The sequence below is a fragment of the Microbispora cellulosiformans genome (genome assembly GCF_008728085.1).
Classification (GTDB): domain Bacteria; phylum Actinomycetota; class Actinomycetes; order Streptosporangiales; family Streptosporangiaceae; genus Microbispora; species Microbispora amethystogenes.
The window spans coordinates 171,311-192,463 of record NZ_VYTZ01000007.1; the positions used below are offsets into that span (position 1 = coordinate 171,311).

Annotated in this window: 12 protein-coding genes; 8 read left to right on the top strand and 4 right to left on the bottom strand. The window is 71.9% G+C overall.

What is annotated here, in order from left to right:
* Window positions 1-103 precede the first annotated feature (103 nt).
* The 5 genes from F5972_RS20600 (at window position 104) to F5972_RS20620 (ending at window position 11,726) form a co-directional block, all read left to right on the top strand.
* On the top strand, window positions 104-4,168 hold the full coding sequence (locus F5972_RS20600; RefSeq protein ID WP_150935547.1) for a Pls/PosA family non-ribosomal peptide synthetase: 4,065 nt from the start codon (window positions 104-106) through the stop codon (window positions 4,166-4,168).
* 39 nt (window positions 4,169-4,207) lie between these two features.
* Complete coding sequence (locus tag F5972_RS20605; RefSeq protein ID WP_150935224.1) at window positions 4,208-4,939, top strand: BPL-N domain-containing protein; 732 nt, start codon at window positions 4,208-4,210, stop codon at window positions 4,937-4,939.
* Window positions 4,940-5,010: 71 nt separating this feature from the next.
* Window positions 5,011-6,420: a M1 family metallopeptidase gene (locus tag F5972_RS20610; protein WP_150935225.1), complete on the top strand. Its 1,410-nt coding sequence runs from the start codon at window positions 5,011-5,013 to the stop codon at window positions 6,418-6,420.
* 55 nt (window positions 6,421-6,475) lie between these two features.
* On the top strand, window positions 6,476-6,898 hold the full coding sequence (locus F5972_RS20615) for a DUF6098 family protein (protein WP_225311687.1): 423 nt from the start codon (window positions 6,476-6,478) through the stop codon (window positions 6,896-6,898).
* 145 nt (window positions 6,899-7,043) lie between these two features.
* Window positions 7,044-11,726 (top strand): HAMP domain-containing protein, encoded by a 4,683-nt coding sequence (locus F5972_RS20620; RefSeq protein ID WP_191910239.1) that lies wholly within the window; start codon window positions 7,044-7,046, stop codon window positions 11,724-11,726.
* On the opposite strand, the gene F5972_RS20625 is transcribed toward F5972_RS20620, so the two are convergent.
* Window positions 11,717-13,021, bottom strand: coding sequence for an NAD(P)/FAD-dependent oxidoreductase (locus tag F5972_RS20625; RefSeq protein WP_150935227.1), 1,305 nt, complete (start codon window positions 13,019-13,021; stop codon window positions 11,717-11,719). The genes F5972_RS20620 and F5972_RS20625 overlap by 10 nt on opposite strands.
* A gap of 453 nt (window positions 13,022-13,474) precedes the next feature.
* Here F5972_RS20625 and F5972_RS20630 point away from each other — a divergent pair, with 453 nt between their 5' ends.
* Window positions 13,475-15,781, top strand: coding sequence for a rhamnogalacturonan lyase family protein (locus tag F5972_RS20630; protein ID WP_150935228.1), 2,307 nt, complete (start codon window positions 13,475-13,477; stop codon window positions 15,779-15,781).
* An 81-nt stretch (window positions 15,782-15,862) separates the two neighbouring features.
* Here the strand turns inward: F5972_RS20630 and F5972_RS20635 are convergent, their stop codons facing one another.
* On the bottom strand, window positions 15,863-17,335 hold the full coding sequence (locus tag F5972_RS20635; protein WP_191910240.1) for an extracellular solute-binding protein: 1,473 nt from the start codon (window positions 17,333-17,335) through the stop codon (window positions 15,863-15,865).
* Window positions 17,336-17,667: 332 nt separating this feature from the next.
* Here F5972_RS20635 and F5972_RS20640 point away from each other — a divergent pair, with 332 nt between their 5' ends.
* The gene (locus tag F5972_RS20640; protein WP_150935230.1) at window positions 17,668-18,942 is read left to right on the top strand and encodes a site-2 protease family protein; all 1,275 of its coding nucleotides are present in this window, start codon (window positions 17,668-17,670) and stop codon (window positions 18,940-18,942) included.
* Window positions 18,943-19,124: 182 nt separating this feature from the next.
* Entirely contained in the window at window positions 19,125-19,721 is a 597-nt protein-coding gene (locus F5972_RS20645) for a sigma-70 family RNA polymerase sigma factor (RefSeq protein WP_150935231.1), read from the top strand.
* Here the strand turns inward: F5972_RS20645 and F5972_RS20650 are convergent.
* Window positions 19,718-20,113: a hypothetical protein gene (locus tag F5972_RS20650; protein WP_150935232.1), complete on the bottom strand. Its 396-nt coding sequence runs from the start codon at window positions 20,111-20,113 to the stop codon at window positions 19,718-19,720. The two genes, F5972_RS20645 and F5972_RS20650, sit on opposite strands and share 4 nt — an antisense overlap.
* Window positions 20,114-20,148: 35 nt before the next feature.
* Window positions 20,149-21,153 carry a DNA polymerase ligase N-terminal domain-containing protein gene (locus tag F5972_RS20655; protein WP_150935233.1) on the bottom strand — a complete coding sequence of 335 codons (1,005 nt, stop codon included), beginning with the start codon at window positions 21,151-21,153 and terminating at the stop codon, window positions 20,149-20,151.

The window sequence follows — 21,153 nt, forward strand, 5'->3', positions numbered from 1 at the left end:
AGAAGGCGGTTCTTTGCCGTGTTTGTGCGGGAGCCCTGCCAAGGAGCGGCCGCGGCAGGGGCACACCCTGGAGAGCGCGTACGCGATCGGCCAAAGGGTGATCATGGCGGGTTACTTAGCTCGAACAGCACAGGCCGACGCCTCGCGGGCCCTGCCCGGGAGGTCGCCCGGTCGCCTCCACCACGTCTTCGAATCCCGTTGCGACCTGACGCCGTCGGCGACGGCCCTGGAGTGCGGGCGGCTGCGCTGGACGTACGCCGCGCTCGACGCGCGGGCGAACCGGCTCGCGCACCTTCTGCGGGACCTGGGGGCCGGATGCGGTTCCCGGGTGGCGATCCTGCTGCCGAGGTCGCCGGACACCTACCTGGCGCTGCTCGCGGTGGGGAAGGCGGGCGCGGCGTTCGTGCCGCTCGACCCGCGGTCGCCTCCTGACCGGGCCGGCTACATCATCGGCGACGCCGGCGCCGACCTCGTGCTCACGACGTCCGCACGGGCTCCGGACCTCAGGGCGCCGGGCCGCCGCGTGCTCGCCCTCGACGCCTCCGCGGACCTGATCGCGAGGGCCCCCGCCACCCGCCCGGATCCCGGCCCGCTCGACGGCGCGGCGGACGACGACCCGGCCGCGTACGTCATGTACACCTCCGGGTCGAGCGGGCGCCCGAAGGGCGTCGAGGTGGCCCAGTCGAGCATCTGCAACTTCCTCGGCGTGGTGCCGGAGCTGTACGACGTGCGGCCGGACGACCGCGTCTACCAGGGAATGTCCATCTCCTTCGACTTCTCCGTCGAGGAGATCTGGCCGACCTGGTCGGCCGGCGCGGCCCTCGTCGCGGGCCCGGACGGCTCCCGGCAGCTCGGCGCGGATCTGGCCGACTTCCTGGACCAGCACAAGATCACGATCTTGTACTGCGTCCCGACGCTGTTGGCGACGATCCCGCGTGACGTGCCGTCCCTGCGCACCGTCCTCGTCGGGGGCGAGCCCTGCCCGGCGCCGCTGGTGGAGCGGTGGAGCCGGCCGGGGCGGCGGATGCTCAACACGTACGGGCCGACCGAGGCGACGGTCACCGCGACCTGCGCCGAACTGCTGCCGGGACGCCCGGTCACCATCGGCAGGCCGTTGCCCACCTACACCGTCGTGCTGCTCGACGAACGGCGCGACCCGGTGCCGGACGGCGAGGTCGGCGAGATCTGCATCGGAGGTCCCGGCGTCGCCCGCGGCTATGTCGGCCGTCCCGACCTGACCGCCGACCGCTTCGTCGAGCATCCGCTGGCGCCCCCCGGCGGCAGGTTGTACCGCACGGGGGACCTCGGCCGGGTGACCGCGACGGGGGAGCTCGAATATCTCGGCCGCTCCGACGCCGAGGTGAAGATCCGCGGGCACCGGGTGGACCTGGGCGAGATCGAGAACGTGCTGCTGGAGGACGCCGGCGTCGCCGAGGCCGTGGCCGCCCTGACGCCCGCGCCGGGCACGGGCGGACCGGACGGGGAACTGGCCGCCTACGTCGTGCCCGCGGACGGCGGGGCCGGCGACGAGGCGCTCATCGGACGGCTGCGCGATCGTCTGAGCCGCCGGCTGCCCGCCTACATGGTGCCGTCGTTCCTGGACGTCGTGGCCGCCCTGCCCACCATGCCGAGCGGCAAGGTGGACCGCGGGCGGCTGCCGCGGCCGACCGGCCGCCGCCTGGTCGGCTCCGGGCCGGTGGCGCCCGCCGAGGGCGCACTGGAGACACGACTGCGCGCCGTGTGGGCGGAGGAGTTCGGGCTCGACCCCGAGTCGCTCTCGGTCGAGGCGGACTTCTTCACCGACCTCGGCGGCCACTCCCTGCTGGCGGCGCGCATCGTGTCACTCCTGCGGACGAGCGAGATCGGCGCGGGGCTCGCGGTGCGCGACCTCTATGCGAACCCGACCGTACGCCGCCTCGCCGCGCACCTCTCCGCGCACGGGGGTCTCGGGAGCGTACGCGCACCGGCCTCCCGTACCCGCCCGGAGCCCCTGCGGCACGGCGGCCGGGCGGTCGCGGCGGCCGGGGCCGCGCAGAGCGCGGTCGTCTACCTGCTTCTCCTCATGGTCACGTTGCCGGTCTCCGTCACGCTGTACGCCTGGACCACGCCCCACGCGGGCCCGATCTCCGGCGGCCACGGGCCGCAGGAGGGATGGCTGCTCCTCCCGGGAACGGGGACCGGCCTGGTCGGCGCGCTGGCGCTGGCCGCGGCGACCGCGTACCTCTGGGTTCGCTGGCTGCTGCCGGTGCTGCTGGTGCGACCGCTGTCCGCCGGCGTCCGGCCGGGTCGTCACCGGCTGTGGGGCGCGACCTACCTGCGGCTGTGGACGACGAACCTGCTGCTGTCCCTCTCTCCGCTGCCGGCGCTGAGCGGTTCCCCCATGATGGCCGCCTATCTGCGGCTGCTCGGCGCCGATGTCGGGCCCGCCACCGCCATCGCGACCGCCGACGTCAACCTCCCGGCGATGCTGCGGATCGGCGAGGGGGCCTCGGTCGGCTACCGGGCCTCGCTGCACGCCTGGCTGGTGGAGGACGGGTGGGTGGTCGTCGCCCCGGTGGAGGTCGGGCCGCACGCGTTCGTCGGGAACGGCGCGGTGCTCGGGCCGGGCGCACGGGTCGCCGGCCACGCCGCGCTCGGCGACCAGTCGGCCCTGACGTACGGCGAGACGGTGCCGTGGGGAGGGCGCTGGGCCGGGTCGCCGGCGAACCCCGTGGAGTCCGTGGGGCCGGCCGTCGACGCGATGCTGCGCGCCCCCGCCGGCCCCCGGAGCTGGAAGGCACGCCACGTGGCCGCCGCCGTGGCCGGCCTCGTCTGCATCGAGGCGATCCTGCTCGCCACGATCATGCCGAGCGTCCTGGTCATCTGGACGATCGTGGCCGCCTGGGGCCCGCCGGCCGCTCCGGTCGCCGTCCTCCTGGCGGGCCCGCTGTTCGTGGCCGTCGTCTGCGCGGTGGTGGCGGCCGGCAAGCGTCTCGTGCTGCCGAAGGCGCCGGCCGGCATCCATCCGGCGCGTTCCTGGCTCGGCGTACGCAAGTGGGCCGCCGACAAGCTCCTGGAGTCCAGCCTGACGCTGACCAACTCGCTCTACGGCACGCTGTACACCTCGCCGTGGCTGCGGCTGCTCGGCGCGCGGGTCGGCCGCCGGGCCGAGGTGTCCACGGCCGCGCAGCTCGACCCCGACCTGCTCACGTTGCGCGAGGAGAGCTTCGTCGCCGACATGGCGGGGGTCGGCGCGGCCAGCTTCGCCCGTGGCCAGGTCGCTCTGCGTCCCACCGAGGTCGGCAGGCGCGCGTTCGTCGGCAACGCCGCGGTCGTCCCGGCCGGGACGCGGATGGGGCCGGGCTCCCTGGTGGGCGTCGGCACCGTCCCGCCGCCGGACGGCGTGCCGGAGGGCACCTCGTGGCTGGGCTCGCCCGCGATGCACCTTCCCGTGCGGCAGGACAGCGGCGCGTTTCCCGAGGACCGTACGTTCCGGCCGCCACGCCCGCTGGTGCTGCACCGCCTGGGCGTCGAGTTCTTCCGCGCCACGCTCCCGGCGACGCTGTTCGGCGCCGGGCTCTACCTCCACCTCCTGGGCGTGCACGCGCTCGCGCGCCTCCTGCCCCTGCCCGTGGTGGTGGCCGCGGCGCCGCTCGTCGCCTGCGCCGCGTCGCTGGGGGTGATCGGTTGCTGCGTCGCGTGCAAACGCTGCCTCATCGGGGCGTACCGGCCCAGAGTGGAGCCGTTGTGGAGCAGGTTCGTCCGGCGCACCGAGTTCGTCACCGGGCTGTGGGAGGCCGCCGCGGTGCCCGCCGGAGTCGCTCTCCTGGCCGGAACCCCGTTCCTGCCGGGCGTGCTGCGCTGGTTCGGGGCCCGCATCGGCAGGCGCGCCTGGATCGCGACCACTTATCTGACCGAGTTCGACCTGGTGGAGGTGGGCGACGACGTCGCGATCGGGCCGGGGGTGTCGCTGCAGACGCATCTGTTCGAGGACCGGGTCATGAAGATGTCGGCCGTAACGGTCCGGTCCGGCTCCACCGTCGGCGCCCGTTCCGTGGTGCTCTACGACTCGGTGGTGGGCGAGGACGTCTCGCTCGGTGCCCTGTCGTTGCTGATGAAGGGCGAACGGCTCACCCCGGGGACGAGCTGGCGCGGCATCCCGGCGCAGGTTCCCGTCCCGGACATGTGAGCGGCATGGGAGAGCGGCACAGGATCGGTGGAGGAACACATGAGATTCGACGGCATTCTCGGCGCCGTACGACGCGCCTTCCGCTCCGAGGCGGCCCCGCCGAGGCCTTCCGGCCGGCCGCTCGCGCTCGTCTACCGGGGCCCGGCCTCGGTTCCCGGATGCTCCGAGGCGGTCGCCGGGCTGCTGGAGGCGAGCCGCTGGGGCTTCGACGTGCGCTACACGGGCCCGAACGAGAAGGTGCCGCTCACGGCGGAGTCGCTGGCCGTGGCCGCGGTGTACGCCCAGCCGGGCGGCGGAGACCTGTCCCGGGGTTACCGTCACCTCAAGCGGCTCCGCGGCCCGCTGCGCGACTACGTCGCCGGAGGCGGCCGGTATCTCGGCTTCTGCCTGGGCGGCTATCTCGCCGGTGCGACCCCCGGTTTCGCGTTGCTGCCGGGCGACACCGACCAGTACATCGCCACGCCGGGCGCCACCGTGGACGACGAGGAGGACACCCTCGTCGACGTGCGATGGCGCGGCCGGGACCGCAGCGTCTTCTTCCAGGACGGCCCCTGCTTCCTGCTCGATCCCGGCAACCGGGCCACCGTTCTCGCCACCTATCCCAACGGCGCCGTCGCCGCCCTCGTCACCCCGTACGGCGGGGGCACCGTCGCCGTGGTCGGCCCGCACCCGGAGGCGACCGACGACTGGTTCGCCGACGCCGATCTGCCGGTCCGGCGGGCGCAGGACCTCGGCCTCGACCTGGTGGACGAGGTGATGGCCGGCACCTGAGGTGATTTCGAGATTGATGCGAAGAATGTGACGAATTACCGCTTTCTCCTGAAAATCCCCATTATGGGGACATGGTGCGTAAATTAGTCGCTCTGGCCGCGAGTGTCATGATGGTCACGTCTCCGGCCGTTCCCGCGCTCGCGGAGCCGGGGGCGTTCCTTCCCGGCGCGCCGGGGATCGGCGATCCGTACTATCCCCTTCAGGGCAACGGCGGCTACGACGTCGGCCACTACGATCTGCGGCTGCGGTTCGACCCCGCCGACCACACCGCGGACGCCACCGCGACGATCACCGCGACCGCCACCCACAACCTGTCCCGGTTCGACCTCGACTTCTCGGGACCGGAGATCAAGAGCGTGACGGTGGACGGCGCCCGCGCCGGCTACCGCCGCGACGGCCAGGAACTGGTGATCACCCCGGCCGCGGGACTGAGAGCCGGGACCACGTTCTCGGTCATGGTCTCCTACGCCGGGAAGCTCACGGCGGTCTCGGACGACACCGGGCAGCAGGGGTGGATCAACACCAAGGACGGCGCGTTCGTGGCGTCCCAGCCGGACGGCGCGCGTAGCTGGTTCCCCGCCAACGACACCCCGGCGGACAAGGCCACCTTCAGCTTCCGGGTGTCCGCGCCCGAGGAGCTGACCGTGCTGGCCAACGGCGAGCGCGCGGGCGCGGACGGCACAACCGGCTCTGACGGCTATCGGACCGCGCGGTGGGAGATGCGGCAGCCGATGGCGCCCTACCTCGCCATGCTCGCGATCGGCCGTTTCGTCGTCAGCGAGGGCACCGTCGACGGCATCCCGAACGTGACGGCGTACGACCCGGCGCTGGCGGAGAAGTCCAAGCGCCTGCACGATCTGACGGCGGAGGCGGTCAGGTGGGAGTCGTCGCTCTTCGGTCCCTACCCGTTCTCCTCCACCGGCGGGGTCGCGGACGGCCGGGGCTCGGTGACCGCGCTGGAGACGCAGGGCCGGCCCGTCTACAGCGGCGGCCCGACCGACGACTCCGAGATCGTGCACGAGCTCGCCCACCAGTGGTTCGGAAACAGCGTCGGGGTGCGGAGCTGGCGGGACATCTGGCTCAACGAGGGCTTCGCGAAATACGCGGAATGGCTCTACCAGGAGCAGCACGACGGGCCGTCCGCCAGGGACACCTTCGACCGGCTCTACCGGAAGGACGGCGACTTCTGGCACCTGAAGACCGGTGACCCCGGCCAGGCGCACATGTTCGACGACAACGCGGTCTACCTGCGAGGCGCGATGACGGTGCACGCCCTGCGGGAGAAGATCGGCGACAAGGTGTTCTTCACCCTGCTGAAGACCTGGGCGCAGGAGCACAAGTACGGCACGGTGACCACGTCCGACTTCGTCGATCTCGCGGAGAGGCTGAGCGGGCAGAACCTCGGCTCCTTCTTCGACGCGTGGCTCTACCGGTCGGAGAAGCCGCCACAGGCGGTGTTCCGCTCGACACCGGCGGAATGAGCGGTTTGCCCTGTTCATGCAGGGGGAGAAGACGCGACCACATGGGAGGAGCGAGGTGGGCGGACTGCCGACGATCAAGAGCCTGGACGAGCTGACCGAGCTGGTCGAACGCCGGCCCGGCCTCTACCTGCGGTATTCGAAGGGGCCGGACGCCGACGAGGGCAGGCCCAGCGTCGACTACGAGAGCGGCCTGGAACTGCCCGGCCTGTCGGTGACCGTGCTCGACGCCGAGCACTGGTGGACGAGATCGACCCACGACTGGCTGGCCCGCCAGATGTGCAAGTACACGCATCTGGCGGACCAGGACGAGGAGCGGCACGCCTGGGTGCTGACCGGCCGCGTGGCGGGGCGGGGTCCCGACCACGAGCCGCTCATCGACCACGTCGAGCCGGTGGCGTGGATCGACGACTCGGTGGTCGAGCAGGCCCGCGACCACTACGAGAAGGCGTTCGACGCCGGTCGCGACTCCACGGGCTGAGCCGGGTGCCGAGCCCTCCCCGGCCGCCCGGGGAGGGGCGCGTTCGCACCCGGCGAGATGTACCATTCGGGCGCCGCGGGAAGACGCGTCCAGCGGTGCTTTATATGCTTTCTTTCCCTGGTCAAACGGGATCGCGAGGGTGGACATGGTCGAGAGAGCGGGCACCGTCAAGCGCGCGAGAACCTCCCGCGCCGCCGGCGGCGATCCGGAACTGGATCTGCGGGAACTCCTGGCCGGCCTGACCGCCGTACGGGACGGCGACTTCGGCACCCGGCTGCCGGAGGACGGCGACGGGCTGCTGCAGGAGATAGCGACCGTCTTCAACGGGATGGTCGACCAGCTCTCCCTCTTCACCTCCGAGGTGACCCGGGTGGCGCGGGAGGTCGGCACCGAGGGCCAGCTCGGCGGCCAGGCCGAGGTGCCGGCGGTCTCCGGCACCTGGAAGGACCTCACCGACTCGGTGAACGCGATGGCGGGCAACCTCACCAGCCAGGTCCGCTCCATCGCCGAGGTCACCACCGCCGTCGCCAAGGGCGACCTCTCCCAGAAGATCACCGTCGACGCCCGCGGCGAGATCCTCGAACTCAAGAACACCGTCAACACCATGGTCGACCAGCTCTCGTCCTTCGCCGACGAGGTCACCCGCGTCGCCCGCGAGGTCGGCACCGAAGGCCAGCTCGGCGGCCAGGCGCAGGTCCCCGGCGTGGCCGGGACCTGGCGCGATCTCACCGACTCGGTGAACTTCATGGCCGGCAACCTCACCAGCCAGGTCCGCTCCATCGCCGAGGTCACCACCGCCGTCGCCAAGGGCGACCTCTCTCAAAAGATCACCGTCGACGCCCGCGGCGAGATCCTCGAACTCAAGAACACCGTCAACACCATGGTCGACCAGCTCTCGTCCTTCGCCGACGAGGTCACCCGCGTCGCCCGCGAGGTCGGCACCGAGGGCCAGCTCGGCGGCCAGGCCGACGTGAAGGGCGTCTCCGGCACCTGGCGCGACCTCACCGACTCCGTCAACTTCATGGCCGGCAACCTCACCAGCCAGGTCCGCAACATCTCCCAGGTCGCCACCGCCGTCGCCAAGGGCGACCTCTCCCAGAAGATCACCGTCGAGGCCAAGGGCGAGGTCGCCGCGCTCGCCCAGACCATCAACACCATGGTCGACACGCTCAGCGCCTTCGCCGACGAGGTCACCCGCGTCGCGCGGGAGGTCGGCACCGAAGGCCGCCTCGGCGGCCAGGCCGACGTGAAGGGCGTCTCCGGCACCTGGAAGGCGCTGACCGAGTCGGTGAACGTCATGGCCGACAACCTCACCGACCAGGTGCGCAGCATCGCCCAGGTCACGACGGCGGTCGCCCGCGGCGACCTGTCGCAGAAGATCCGCGTCGACGCCCGCGGCGAGATCCTGGAGCTGAAGGAGACCATCAACACGATGGTCGACCAGCTCTCGTCCTTCGCCGACGAGGTCACCCGGGTGTCCCGGGAGGTCGGTACGGAGGGCCGCCTGGGCGGCCAGGCGACCGTACGCGGGGTGTCGGGCACCTGGAAGGACCTCACCGACTCGGTGAACGTGATGGCGTCCAACCTCACCAGCCAGGTGCGGTCCATCGCGCAGGTCGCCACCGCCGTCGCCAAGGGCGACCTCTCCCAGAAGATCACCGTCGAGGCCAAGGGCGAGGTCGCCGCGCTCGCCCAGACCATCAACACCATGGTCGACACGCTCAGCGCCTTCGCCGACGAGGTCACCCGCGTCGCCCGCGAGGTCGGCACCGAGGGCCAGCTCGGCGGGCAGGCCCGGGTGCCCAACGTGGCCGGCACCTGGAAGGACCTCACCGACAACGTGAACTCGATGGCCGACAACCTGACCAACCAGGTGCGGTCCATCGCCCAGGTCACGACGGCGGTCGCCCAGGGCGACCTGACCAAGAAGATCGACGTCGACGCCCGCGGCGAGATCCTCGAACTCAAGACGACCATCAACACGATGGTCGACCAGCTCTCGTCGTTCGCCGCCGAGGTCACCCGCGTCGCCCGCGAGGTGGGCAGCGAGGGACGGCTGGGAGGCCAGGCCGAGGTCGAGGGCGTGTCGGGCACCTGGAAGCGGCTGACCGAGAACGTCAACGAGCTGGCCGGCAACCTCACCCGCCAGGTGCGCGCGATCGCCGAGGTGACCAGCGCCGTGACCTCCGGCGACCTCACCCGCTCCATCACGGTGGACGCGGAGGGCGAGCTCGCCGACCTCAAGGACAACGTCAACTCCATGGTGGAGTCGCTGCGCGAGTCGACCCGGGCCAACCAGGAGCAGGACTGGCTCAAGACCAACCTGGCCCGCATCTCCGGGCTCATGCAGGGCCATCGCGACCTGTCGGCGGTGGCCGAGCTGGTCATGAACGAGCTGGCGCCGCTGGTGAACGCCCAGCACGGCACCTTCCTGCTCGCCGAGGAGGCCCCGGCGGGCGCGGAGCTGCGGGTGGTCGGCTGCTACGGCCACCGGGAGGTCTCCCGCCGCCACGCGTTCGGGGAGTCCCTGGTCGGCCAGGCCGCGCAGGCCAGGCGGACCATCCTGGTGGAGGAGATCCCGCCGGGTTACCTGACGGTGTCGTCCAGCCTGGGGCAGGCGGGCCCGGTCAACCTCGTCGTGCTGCCGATCGTGGTGGAGGACCAGGTGCTCGGCGTGATCGAGCTGGCCAGCCTGGGCCGTTTCGCCAAGGCCCACCGCGACTTCCTGGAGCAGCTCGTCGAGACGATCGGCGTCAACGTCAACACGATCGTGGCCAACGCCCGCACCGACGCGCTGCTCGCCGAGTCGCAGCGGCTCGCCACCGAGCTGCAGGTGCGGCAGGAGGAGCTGCAGCGCTCGAACGCCGAGCTGGAGGAGAAGGCCGAGCTGCTGGCCCAGCAGAACCGCGACATCGAGACCAAGAACACCGAGATCGAGCAGGCCCGTCAGGAGCTGGAGGACCGCGCCCAGCAGCTCGCGCTGGCCTCGAAGTACAAGAGCGAGTTCCTCGCCAACATGAGCCACGAGCTGCGCACCCCGCTCAACTCGCTGCTCATCCTGGCCCAGCTCCTCGCGCAGAACCCCACCCGCAACCTCACGCCGAAGCAGGTGGAGTACGCCAACGTCATCCACTCGGCCGGCACCGACCTGCTGCAGCTCATCAACGACATCCTCGACCTGTCGAAGATCGAGGCCGGCAAGATGGACATCTCGCCGGAGCCGGTCAGCCTGCGTCAGCTCCTCGACTACGTGGAGGCCAACTTCCGGCCGCTGACCACCCAGAAGGGCCTGCGCTTCGGCGTCACCGTCGCCTCCGGCGTCCCGGCCCGCCTGATGACCGACGAGCAGCGGCTGCGGCAGGTGCTGCGCAACCTCCTGTCGAACGCGGTCAAGTTCACCGAGGCGGGCTCGGTGGAGCTGCGCATCGAACGCGCGCCCGGCGCGGACCTGCCGGGCGCCGCCGGGCAGGAGGTCCTCGCCTTCCACGTGGTGGACACCGGCATCGGCATCGCCCCGGAGAACCTCTCACAGATCTTCGACGCCTTCCAGCAGGCCGACGGCACCACCAGCCGCAAGTACGGCGGCACCGGCCTGGGCCTGTCGATCAGCCGGGAGATCGCCACCCTGCTCGGCGGCGAGATCCACGCGACGAGCACCCTGGGCGAGGGCAGCACGTTCACCCTCTATCTCCCGCTGGCCCACTTCACCGCCCAGAACCAGGCAGACCGGGACGAGCCCGAGGTCCGCGTGCCGCAGCCGGAGCGGGCGCCGGTCGCGCCGGCGCCGGTGGCCGGCGCCCTCGCGGCGGCTCCGGACGCGGCGCCCGACCGTGGGAACGGCGAGAGGGGCCGCGAGAAGAGGGGCGGAAAGGGCGGCCAGAAGGGGAACGGCAGGAGCGACGGCAGGGCGCGCCCCCGCCTGCTGGTCGTCGAGCCCAAGCCGGGCGGACTGCTGTCGATGCTGGCGCAGAGCGTCGCGGCGGACCTGCGCGACACCCACGGGCCCGTGGAGGTGTCGACGGCGAACGACCCGGACTCGGCGCTGTCGCTGCTGCTGCGGGAGAGCGTGCACTGCATCGTCCTCGACCTCGGCATGCCCCACGACGTCGTGGCCGACTTCCTGAGAGGCCTGGACCGCGACGCCGCCCTGCGGACGCTGCCGGTGCTCGCGCACCACTCGCGCAAGCTGTCACGTCCGCAGGAGGACCTGCTGCAGGTGCGCTCCCGCAACCAGCCGCTGGAGCGCCTGCCCAGCCTGGACGAGCTGCGTGAGCGGATCACCCTGCACCTGTCGGCGAACGAGCCCGGCGACGTGCTGCCGCTCGTGCAGCCGCCCGCCGAGGAGGGCGCGCACGAGACCGGGAAGGTGGACAGCGCGCTGGTCGGCCGCAAGGTGCTGGTCGTGGACGACGACGTGCGCAACGTCTTCGCCCTCACCACGATCCTCGAACTGCACGGCATGGAGGTGCTGTACGCGGAGAACGGCCGCAAGGGCATCGACGTCCTGATGAGCAACGACGACGTGGATCTGGTGCTGATGGACATCATGATGCCGGAGATGGACGGCTACGCCGCCACCGCCGCCATCCGGTCCATGCCGCGCTTCGCCAAGCTGCCGATCATCGCGGTGACCGCCAAGGCCATGCACGGCGACCGGGAGAAGACGCTGTCGTCCGGCGCGAGCGACTACGTCACCAAGCCCGTCGACGCCGAGGAGCTCATCGTCTGCATGCAGCACTGGCTGGACCTGCTCGGCGACGGCCCCCGCGCGAATCCCGGTGAGGAATCCGGCGAGGGCTCCGGCGGCGGTTCCGGCGCTCAGGCCTGACCGGCGCGGTCGCGGGCGGCCGGGCCCTCCCCGGCCGCCGCCGGGCGCGCGCGCAGGTCCTCCAGCACCGCCCGGGCGGCCCGCCGCCCGGAGACCAGCGCGCCCTGGATCGACCCGGTGTCACGGTGGTCGCCGCAGACGTAGCGCCGCGCGCCGGGGCCCTCCGCCGGGAGACGCACCGGGCGGCGCAGCGGCATCGGGGGCGGCATCGCGGGCAGGGCCGCCTCGATCGCGTAGGTGGCGACGTGCTCCCACGACGAGGTGTCGCCGTAGATCCGGGCGAGCCGGTCCCGCACCCGGGGCTCGTCCCGGTCGCCGTGCACGCCGAGGACCGAAGTGGAGATCAGCGCGCGGCCGTCGGAGGAGTACTCGGGCGCGGCGTCGGTGACCACGATCGTGTCGGTGATCACGCCCTCCGCGTCCACGATCTGCGTCGGCTCGCAGAGCGGCGACGCGGGAGCGGCGTGGTAGAAGGTCGTGACCGGCCGCATCGCGGGCACCGGCAGACCGGGCAGGAGCCGTCCCGCCGTGGCCGGGTCGGCCGCGACCACCACGGCGGACGCCTCCATCTCGCCGCCGCCGTCGAGGGCGACGCCGGTGGGGGTCAGCGCGCCGACGGCGGTCTCCAGACGGACCGCGTCCGGCGGGAGGCGGTCGGCGAGCTGCTCCGGGATCCGCCCCATGCCGAGGGCCGGCAGGCCGATGGTGCCCCGCACGAAGGACCGCCAGAACAGGTGGAAGATCCGGCCGGAGGTCTCCAGCTCCCGCTCCAGGACCACACCCGCCAGGAAGGGCCGGAACAGGTTCTCGACGACCTCCGGGGACGCGCCCCAGTGCCGCAGTTCCTCCTCGGTGGTGCGCTCGGCGCCGCCCCTCCTCCGTACGAGGGAGTCGGGCAGCAGCAGGTCGCGGGTGGTCAGCGCGGCGAGCACGGCCTTGTCCACCGGCGTGCCCACCCGGGCGAACAGGCCGCTGAGCGCCTGGCGCGGATGCCGCCACGGCAGCGTCACCCGCTCGTGCCGCCCGTCGCGGAAGACGATCACCCCCGAGGTGAACGGACGCAGGCGCAGCGCCGGGATGTCGAGGACCCGGGCGGCCTCCGGATAGCCGGTGTTGAAGACCTGATATCCGCGGTCGAGCCGGAAGCCGTCCACGAGGTCGGTGCGGATCCGGCCGCCGACGCCGTCGGAGGCCTCCAGAACCCGGACCGCCACCCCCGCCCTGTGCAGGTGGACGGCGCAGGCCAGACCCGCGAGTCCCGCGCCGACGACGATCACCGTGGCAGGCTGTGGCATGAACCGCTCCCCCTCTTGCCGTGACTTGCCCGTACGTCTTCGCATCGGTATTCGAGCCCGGCGGAGGCCGCGGATGCAGCCGCCCGCCGGGGAACCGGCTGTGAACGCTCCCAGGGCGGCGGTGCCCGGGAGGTGAAATTTTCAGTGATCACTGCTGGCCGGCAGGGGCGGGAACGCCCGGCGCGGGCCCGGCCGCGACCGCTCTCACCTGCTCGGGCCGCCGTCCGGGGACGCGCCGGGTGGCCGCGTCCACATGGGTGAATCGCGACCGTTTGACCACTGCGCCCGTTTCACGTTGTGATGACGCGGCACCCCGGCATGGCCCCGCCCGGGTCGCGTCCGGCCACCGGGTCCCCGGTTCTCGGAGGCCTCGCGTGGACCGGCCGGCGCGGTGCGTCCCGGACGCCGTCGCGGCCCTGCCGGCACCACCCGGCACCCTCGTCTGGAGTTTGGATGACCACACGACGAAGATTCGCGTCGATCGCCGCCGTGGCCTCGGCCGCCGCCCTCGCGGGAGCCGGGGCGCTGACCGCCCTCCCCGCGTCGGCGGCGGCCGGCTGCCGGGTCGACTACCAGGTGACGAACCAGTGGCAGGGCGGGTTCGGCACCTCCGTGACGATCACCAACCTCGGCGACGCGGTCAACGGCTGGACGCTCACCTGGTCCTACACCGCGGGGCAGACGGTGACGACAGCGTGGAACGCGACGGTCACCCAGAGCGGCGCGCAGGTGACCGCGAAGGACGCCGGCTACAACGGGTCGATCCCCACCGGCGGGACGGCGTCGTTCGGCTTCAACGGCTCGTGGAACGACTCCGCCAACCCCGTGCCCGCGAACTTCGCGCTCAACGGCACCGCCTGCACCGGCGGGGTCACGAGCAGCCCCAGTGCGTCACCCAGTGCCAGCCCGAGTGCGTCGCCCAGTGCCAGCGCGAGCCCGACGCGGTCGCCGAGCCCGTCGCCCAGCCCCTCCCCGAGCCCGTCGGCGACCCCCACGAGCATCCCGGCGGGCGCGCGGCAGATGGAGAACCTGGGCCGCGGCCTGATCAGCGTGCGGTCCGGCAACGGCAACCTGGTCTCCTGGCGGCTGCTCGGCACCGAGAACATCGGCACCGGGTTCAACGTCTACCGGGGATCGACGAAGCTGAACTCCTCGCCGATCACCAACTCCACGAACTACGTCGACTCCGGAGCCGCCGCCGACGCGTCGTACACGGTGCGGGCCGTGGTGGACGGCGCCGAGCAGGCGGCGTCGGCGTCGTCGCTGCGTTTCACCGGCGGCGACTATCTCGACGTGCCCATCCAGCCGCCGTCCGGCGGCACGACGCCCGACGGGGTCTCCTACACCTACAGCGCGAACGACGCGAGTGTGGGCGACCTCGACGGCGACGGCCAGTATGAGTTCGTGCTGAAGTGGGACCCGTCCAACGCCAAGGACAACTCCCAGTCCGGGTACACCGGCAACGTCTTCGTCGACGCCTACCGGCTGGGCGGCTCCCGCATGTGGCGGATCGACCTCGGCCGCAACATCCGCGCGGGCGCGCACTACACGCAGTTCCAGGTGTACGACTACGACGGCGACGGCAGGGCCGAGGTGGCGATGAAGACCGCCGACGGCACCAGGGACGGCACCGGCGTCGTCATCGGCAGTTCCTCCGCCGACTACCGCAACTCCTCCGGCTACGTGCTGTCCGGTCCTGAGTACCTGACCATGTTCAACGGACAGACCGGTAAGGCCATGTCCACCGTGAACTACGACCCGCCGCGCGGCACCGTCTCCTCCTGGGGCGACTCCTACGGCAACCGGGTGGACCGCTTCCTCGCCGCCACCGCCTACCTCGACGGCGCCCGCCCGTCGCTGGTCATGTCGCGCGGCTACTACACCCGTACGGTCATCGCGGCGTGGGACTTCCGCAACGGCTCGCTGACCAAGCGGTGGACCTTCGACTCCAACTCCAGCGGCAGCCAGTACACCGGCCAGGGCAACCACAACCTGGCGGTGGCCGACGTGGACGGCGACGGCAGGGATGAGATCGTCTTCGGCGCGATGGCGATCAACGACAACGGCGCGCCGCTGTGGAACACCGGCAACGGGCACGGCGACGCCCTGCACGTCGGCGACCTCGACCCGTCCCGGGCCGGGCTGGAGGTGTTCAAGGTCGACGAGGACACCAGCAAGCCCGCGGCGTGGATGGCCGACGCCCGCACCGGCTCCGTCATCTGGACCAACGGCTCCTGCGGTTGCGACAACGGGCGCGGTGTCTCCGGCGACATCTGGGCCGGGAGCCCGGGCGCCGAGTCGTGGTCGTCCGCGGTCTCCGGCGTCTACAACACCCGCGGGCAGAACGTCGGGCGCAAGCCGGGCTCGACGAACTTCCTCGTCTGGTGGGACGCCGACCCCGTGCGGGAACTGCTCGACGGCACCCACATCGACAAGTACGGCACCGGCGGCGACACCCGGCTGCTGACGGCGAACGGGGTCCACTCCAACAACGGCACCAAGTCGACCCCGTCGCTGTCGGCCGACCTGTTCGGCGACTGGCGCGAGGAGGTCGTCTGGCCGACGAGCGACAACACCGCCCTGCGGATCTACAGCACTGCCACGGCGACCACCCGCCAGATCCACACGCTCATGCACGACCCGACGTACCGGCTGGCGATCGCCTGGCAGAACACCGCCTACAACCAGCCGCCCCACCCGGGCTTCTTCCTCGGCGACGGCATGGCGACCCCCGCCAGGCCGAACATCTACCTCCGCTGAGCCGCCCGCTCTCGTGACCGCCCCCGGGCAGCCGTCCTGCCCGGGGGCCGTCACCGGGGCATGCCCGGATCAGTGGTCGCGTCAGTTGTCGTGCGACCCCGTCGCGACGACGCTGGCGAGCTTGCGCGGGAAGTCGGCCGGGTAGCGCCCCTTGTTGCTGATCGCGTACAGGACGCCCTCGCGGAACGTCGCGCTGAACTCGGTGTAGTGCGGGGTGACCGGGCGGAGACGCGCTCGCTTCACGGCGGCTCTGAGCTCGTCCCGGTAGGGGCGGGTGGCGTACATGTACGCGTACTCCCGGGTCGGGGCGAATCCCCCGACCTCGAACAGGATCAGCTCGCTGGACGGGCTGGTGAGGAACTCGATCAGCGCCTGGGCCGCCCGGGGCTTGTCCGTCCAGGCGGAGACGGCCAGGTTCTGCCCGCCGAGCACGCTCTCGTGCGGAAGCTGGGTGACCTTGAGAGAGGAAGAGCCGCCCGCGGTCGCGGCCAGTTTGTCGTAGGCCACCGGCCAGTTGCGCATGACGCCGGCCTTTCCGCCGCGGAACGCGTCGAGGGCCGCCGCCTCGGCGTCGACCGAGTCCTCCGGGTCCTTTCCCCGGTAGGAGCCGGCCAGGTCCCGCAGCGCCTCGCGCGCGTTCTGGTCGAAGTCGACGGCGCTCCTGTCCGGCGTCAGCACGAGCCCTCCGTCGTGGTTCACCACCTCGCCGTCGTGGGCCCAGATCGCCTCCAGGGCGGTGACCGTCAGGCTCTCCGAGCCGACCAGGTGGGCCGCGTTGGCGGAGCCGGGGAAGTAGTCCTTCCAGCTCGCCGGTTCCCGCGCCCCGGAGCTCCGGTAGAGCAGCCCCGCGTCGGTGTTGAAGGGCAGCGCCCATAACCCCTCGCGGTTCCCGCTCATGTCCTGGCAGGTGCTCAGGACGTTGTCGAGGAAGTCGTCGCTCTTCCCCTCGGGGGACCGCCTGGACTCGTCGAGCGCGCGTATGTAGCCGTTGGCGATGAACTCCGTCATGTAGACGACGTCGAGGACGTACACGTCCGCCTCGTGGGCGCCGCCCTTCCTCGCGTCGCTCACCATCCTCGTGTGCTGCTGGTCGGGCTCGGTGCCCACGTCGATGAACTTCACCTTGTTGTCCGGGTGGGCCTGGTTCCACTGCTGGACGAGGATCCTCCGGGCGTTGGCCGCCCCGCTCTCGTCCCGGGCGCTCATGATGAGCAGTTCGCCCGGCTCCAGCCCGTCGCTTGGGACCAGCCACGCGATCGGGGCGAGGACCATGAGCGCGACGAGGGTGGCGATGACCCTGGTCGGCTTCCTGAAGGCGGTGCCCACCCGGTTCAGCAATTCGAGAAAGCGGAGCTCGTCCTCGTTCTCCGGCCGCCGGAGAAGCACCCTGGCCATCCATCCGAGAAAGGTGAGGGCACAGGCCGCGAACACGAGCAGGGCCGCCCCGAGGAAGAGCTTTCCCCACTCCCACGCGTCGTCGGGGAAGCCCTCCTCCGCGTTCACCAGCACCGACCCGGCCGCGGTCGAGAGGACGACGGGGACGACCGCCGCCACGATCAGAAGAATGCGATAAGGCATTCTCAGCGGAGGGTTCCGGTCGTTCATCACCGTCTCCTCGTTCCGGTTTCGTTCCGGACTGGCGGGCCGCGCTTTCCCATTACGGCAATGTGTTGTCGCGAATGATGCTACCTCCGGCGCGCACACGAAGCGCTTCGTCGCGTGACGGAGCGGTTTCGGGAACAGCGAAAATCGGTTGTTATCCGGATATATCCATATTGCATTTCCGAGACCGGGCGGGCGACGGGTGCGTCGGCAGCCCGGCCGCCGCAGGCCGCGTGACCTGCGCCTTTGTGGGTAGGCCTGTCACGGGGACGAGGGGAGGCAGGATGCGATCGTCGATCAGTCTCGGCCGCATCGGCGGGGTCCCGGTCGGGCTCAACGTCAGCGTTCTCGTGATCGTCGTGATCCTGGTCGTCGGGCTGGCCTTCGGGCGGTTCCCGATCGCCTTCCCCGGCCTGCCGACCGCGGCGTACGTGCTGGCCGCGCTGGTGTCGGCCGTGCTCTTCCTGGCCTCGCTGCTCGCCCACGAACTCGCCCACGCGATCGTGGCGCGCCGGCACGGCGTGGAGGTCACCGGCATCACGCTCTGGCTGCTCGGCGGCGTGGCCCAGCTGCGCGGCGAGCCCCGCTCCCCCGCCGCGGACCTCAAGATCGCCGGTGTCGGCCCGCTCACCAGTGTCGTGCTGGGCGGCTTCTTCGCCCTCGTGACCTGGGGGGTCTCCGCCGTGGGCGGGCCCGCGCTGGTCAGCGGGATGTTCGGCTACCTCGCCGTGGTGAACATGCTGCTGGCGGTGTTCAACCTCATCCCCGCCGCGCCGCTGGACGGCGGCCGGGTGCTGCGCGCCTTCCTGTGGGCCCGCTGGGGCGACCGCCTGCGGGCCGCCGTGGCCGCCGCCCGGGCCGGGCGGGTCTTCGGCTACACGCTGATCATCCTCGGATTCCTCAACCTCGTCTCCGGCCTCGGCTTCCAGGGGCTCTGGCTGGCGCTCATCGGCCTGTTCCTGGTCAACGCCGCCAGCGCGGAGGAGCAGCAGACGCAGATCGACGCCGCGCTGCACGGGATCAAGGTGGCGGAGGTCATGTCCCGCCAGCCCATCACCGCCCAGCCGGACGAGACGGTGGCCGGGCTCATCGACCGGCTCGTGCTCCGCCACCACCTGTCCACCTATCCGCTCGTGGACGACGACGGCCGGTTCGCGGGGCTGGTGACCCTGGGCCGCATCCGGGCCGTCGACCCTGCCCGCAGGGAGGCCACGCCGCTCCGGGAGATCGCGTGCCCGCCGCCGGACGTGCCGTCGGCCCGGCCGGACGACCTCCTCACCGAGCTGCTCCAGCGGATGAGCGGCTCCACCGACGGCCGCGCGGTGGTGCTGGACGACGGCCGGATCGTCGGCCTGGTGACGCCCAGCGACATCAGCCGGACCATCCAGACCGTGGACCTGCGGGCGCGCGAGCCGTACCGGACCCCGCGCGGCGCCGATCTCGCCCCGCACCCTCCCGGCGGCCCGCCCGCCGGTGATCGCCGGCCCGGCGATCCCACCTCCGGCGGCCCCGCCTCCAGCGGCGCGGTCCGGTCCACCGGCCGCCGCGACGCGGCCTGAGAACCGGCCGCCCTCAGGCTGCCCGGCCGAGCGCCTCGAGGCGCGGGCCGGGGCCCCCGCCCGCCCGTACCGAAAACCGGTGGCAAGCCGTGTTGAAACGGAGACCATGGGTAGGCGACCCGTGCGACCGGATCGGACAAAGCGGTCGTAACTATAAAGCAGGCTCTCAAGGAGGTGGGGAAATGACGATCGTCGACGATACGGCGGTCGAACGGCGGCGGCTGCGGTTCGAGCGGGACGCACTGCCGTACATCGGCCAGATCTACGCCGGGGCCCTACGGCTCGCCCGCAACCCCACCGACGCCGAGGACCTCGTGCAGGACGTCTACATGCGGGCGTTCAGCAACTTCCACCAATTCCGCGAGGGCACGAACCTCCGGGCCTGGTTGTACCGCATCCTGACGAACACCTACATCAACACCTACCGGCGCCAGCAGCGCCAGCCGCAGCGGGCCGCGACGGAGGACGTGGAGGACTGGCAGCTCGCCGAGGCGGCCTCGCACACCTCGACGGGGCTGAAGTCCGCCGAGGTGGAGGCGCTGGAGAGCCTGCCGGACTCCCGGGTGAAGCAGGCGCTCCAGGAACTGCAGGAAGACTTCCGGATGGCCGTCTATCTCGCCGACGTGGAGGGCTTCGCGTACAAGGAGATCGCGGAGATCATGGGAGTGCCCATCGGCACGGTGATGTCGCGCCTCCACCGGGGACGCCGCCAGTTGCGGGCGAAGCTCGAGGACTACGCCGCCGAGCTCGGGTTCGTCCGCTCCGCGAGAAGCAACTAGGCGTCCTGCCTGCCGGGGTTCTCCAGGCGGAAGAAGTTGCTCGGGCTGCCGTCCTTGCGGTGCTCCTGGTAGACGAAGTCGAGCCCGCGCTCCTCGAACGTCCCGAACCACTCGTCCCAGGAGACGCGCTTCAGGTCCTCGCCGCCGTGGCCCGGGAAGTCGAAGCGGAGAACCCCCGGACGGCCCTCGCGCTCGGTGCCGGGAACGGTGGCGGGCGTGGCGTCCCGGTCCTCGGCCCAACGCCGGATCACCTCGTGGTCGGTCGTCACCAGGCTGCGTCCCGGCCGCTCCTCGTGCTCGTCCGCCGAGGTGATCTCCTGCTCGTACTTGTGCTCGCCGGTGACCGGGTGCCGCCGCCCGGCCGCTCCCCCGCTCTCACTGGCACCGCCCATGACCGCACCTCCCCCTGCCGGCACCTCCTCCGCACCTACCCGGCGCCGTCCCCCTTACCCGGCAGGCGCACCCAGGCCGCGGACTCCTCGCCCGGCGCGTACGCCGAGTCGAGCCGTTTGCCCACCACGCCCGGCAGGCCCTGCTCGGCCGCCGCCCGCCGCACCGCGTGGACCTCCCCCGGCCAGGACGGCGCGGTCTGCCAGCGCGGCCCGTTCAGCGCGAGCGCCTCCAGGCGCGTACGGCGGCGCTCGAACGGCTCGTCCAGCAACGACCGCCCGTCGTCGTGGAGGAGGTCGTAGCAGACGTAGACGGGGGTCGCCCCCAGGGCGGCCACCTCGCCGTCCAGGACCACGGCCCGGCTGCCGAGCGACTCGGCCAGCGGGCGCAGCCAGCGGTGCCCGGCGGTGACGTCGGCGCCGTCCGCGTCGCGCAGGGTGAGCCTGCCGCCCTCCACGTACGCCAGCGCCCGCCGCCCGCCCCACCAGAACTCCCAGGCGTACCGCTCGGGGTCGCGGGGGACGCGTGCCCTGCTCACCGGGGTCATGGGCGCCAGCGACGACGGCGGGGGCTCCCACCCGTCGCCGGGCGGGTCCATCCGGTGGATCATCCAGTCGCGGCCGCGGGTCCGGAAGAGCACGTAGCGTCCGGCCACCCGGGAGCCGCTCAGCACGATCTTCACCTCGCGGTCGCTCCACTTCTCGGTCGCGTAGTGGCCGCGGTCCCAGATCGTCATCGTCCCGCCGCCGTACTCACCCTTGGGGATCTCACCCTCGAAGCAGGCGTACTCCATGGGGTGGTCCTCGGTGTGGACGGCGAGGTGGTTGGTCGCGGGGTCGGGCGGCAGGCCCTTGGGGATCGCCCACGAGACCAGCACGCCACCGCGCTCCAGGCGCAGGTCCCAGTGCAGGGACCGGGCATGGTGCTCCTGGATCACGAACGTGTCGTCCTCACCCCGCGGCAGCGGGCCGTCGGCGGGGATGGGCTCGGCGGTGCGCGCGGGGTCGCGCTTCGCCCGGTACGTCTCGAGTTTGTCGGCCAC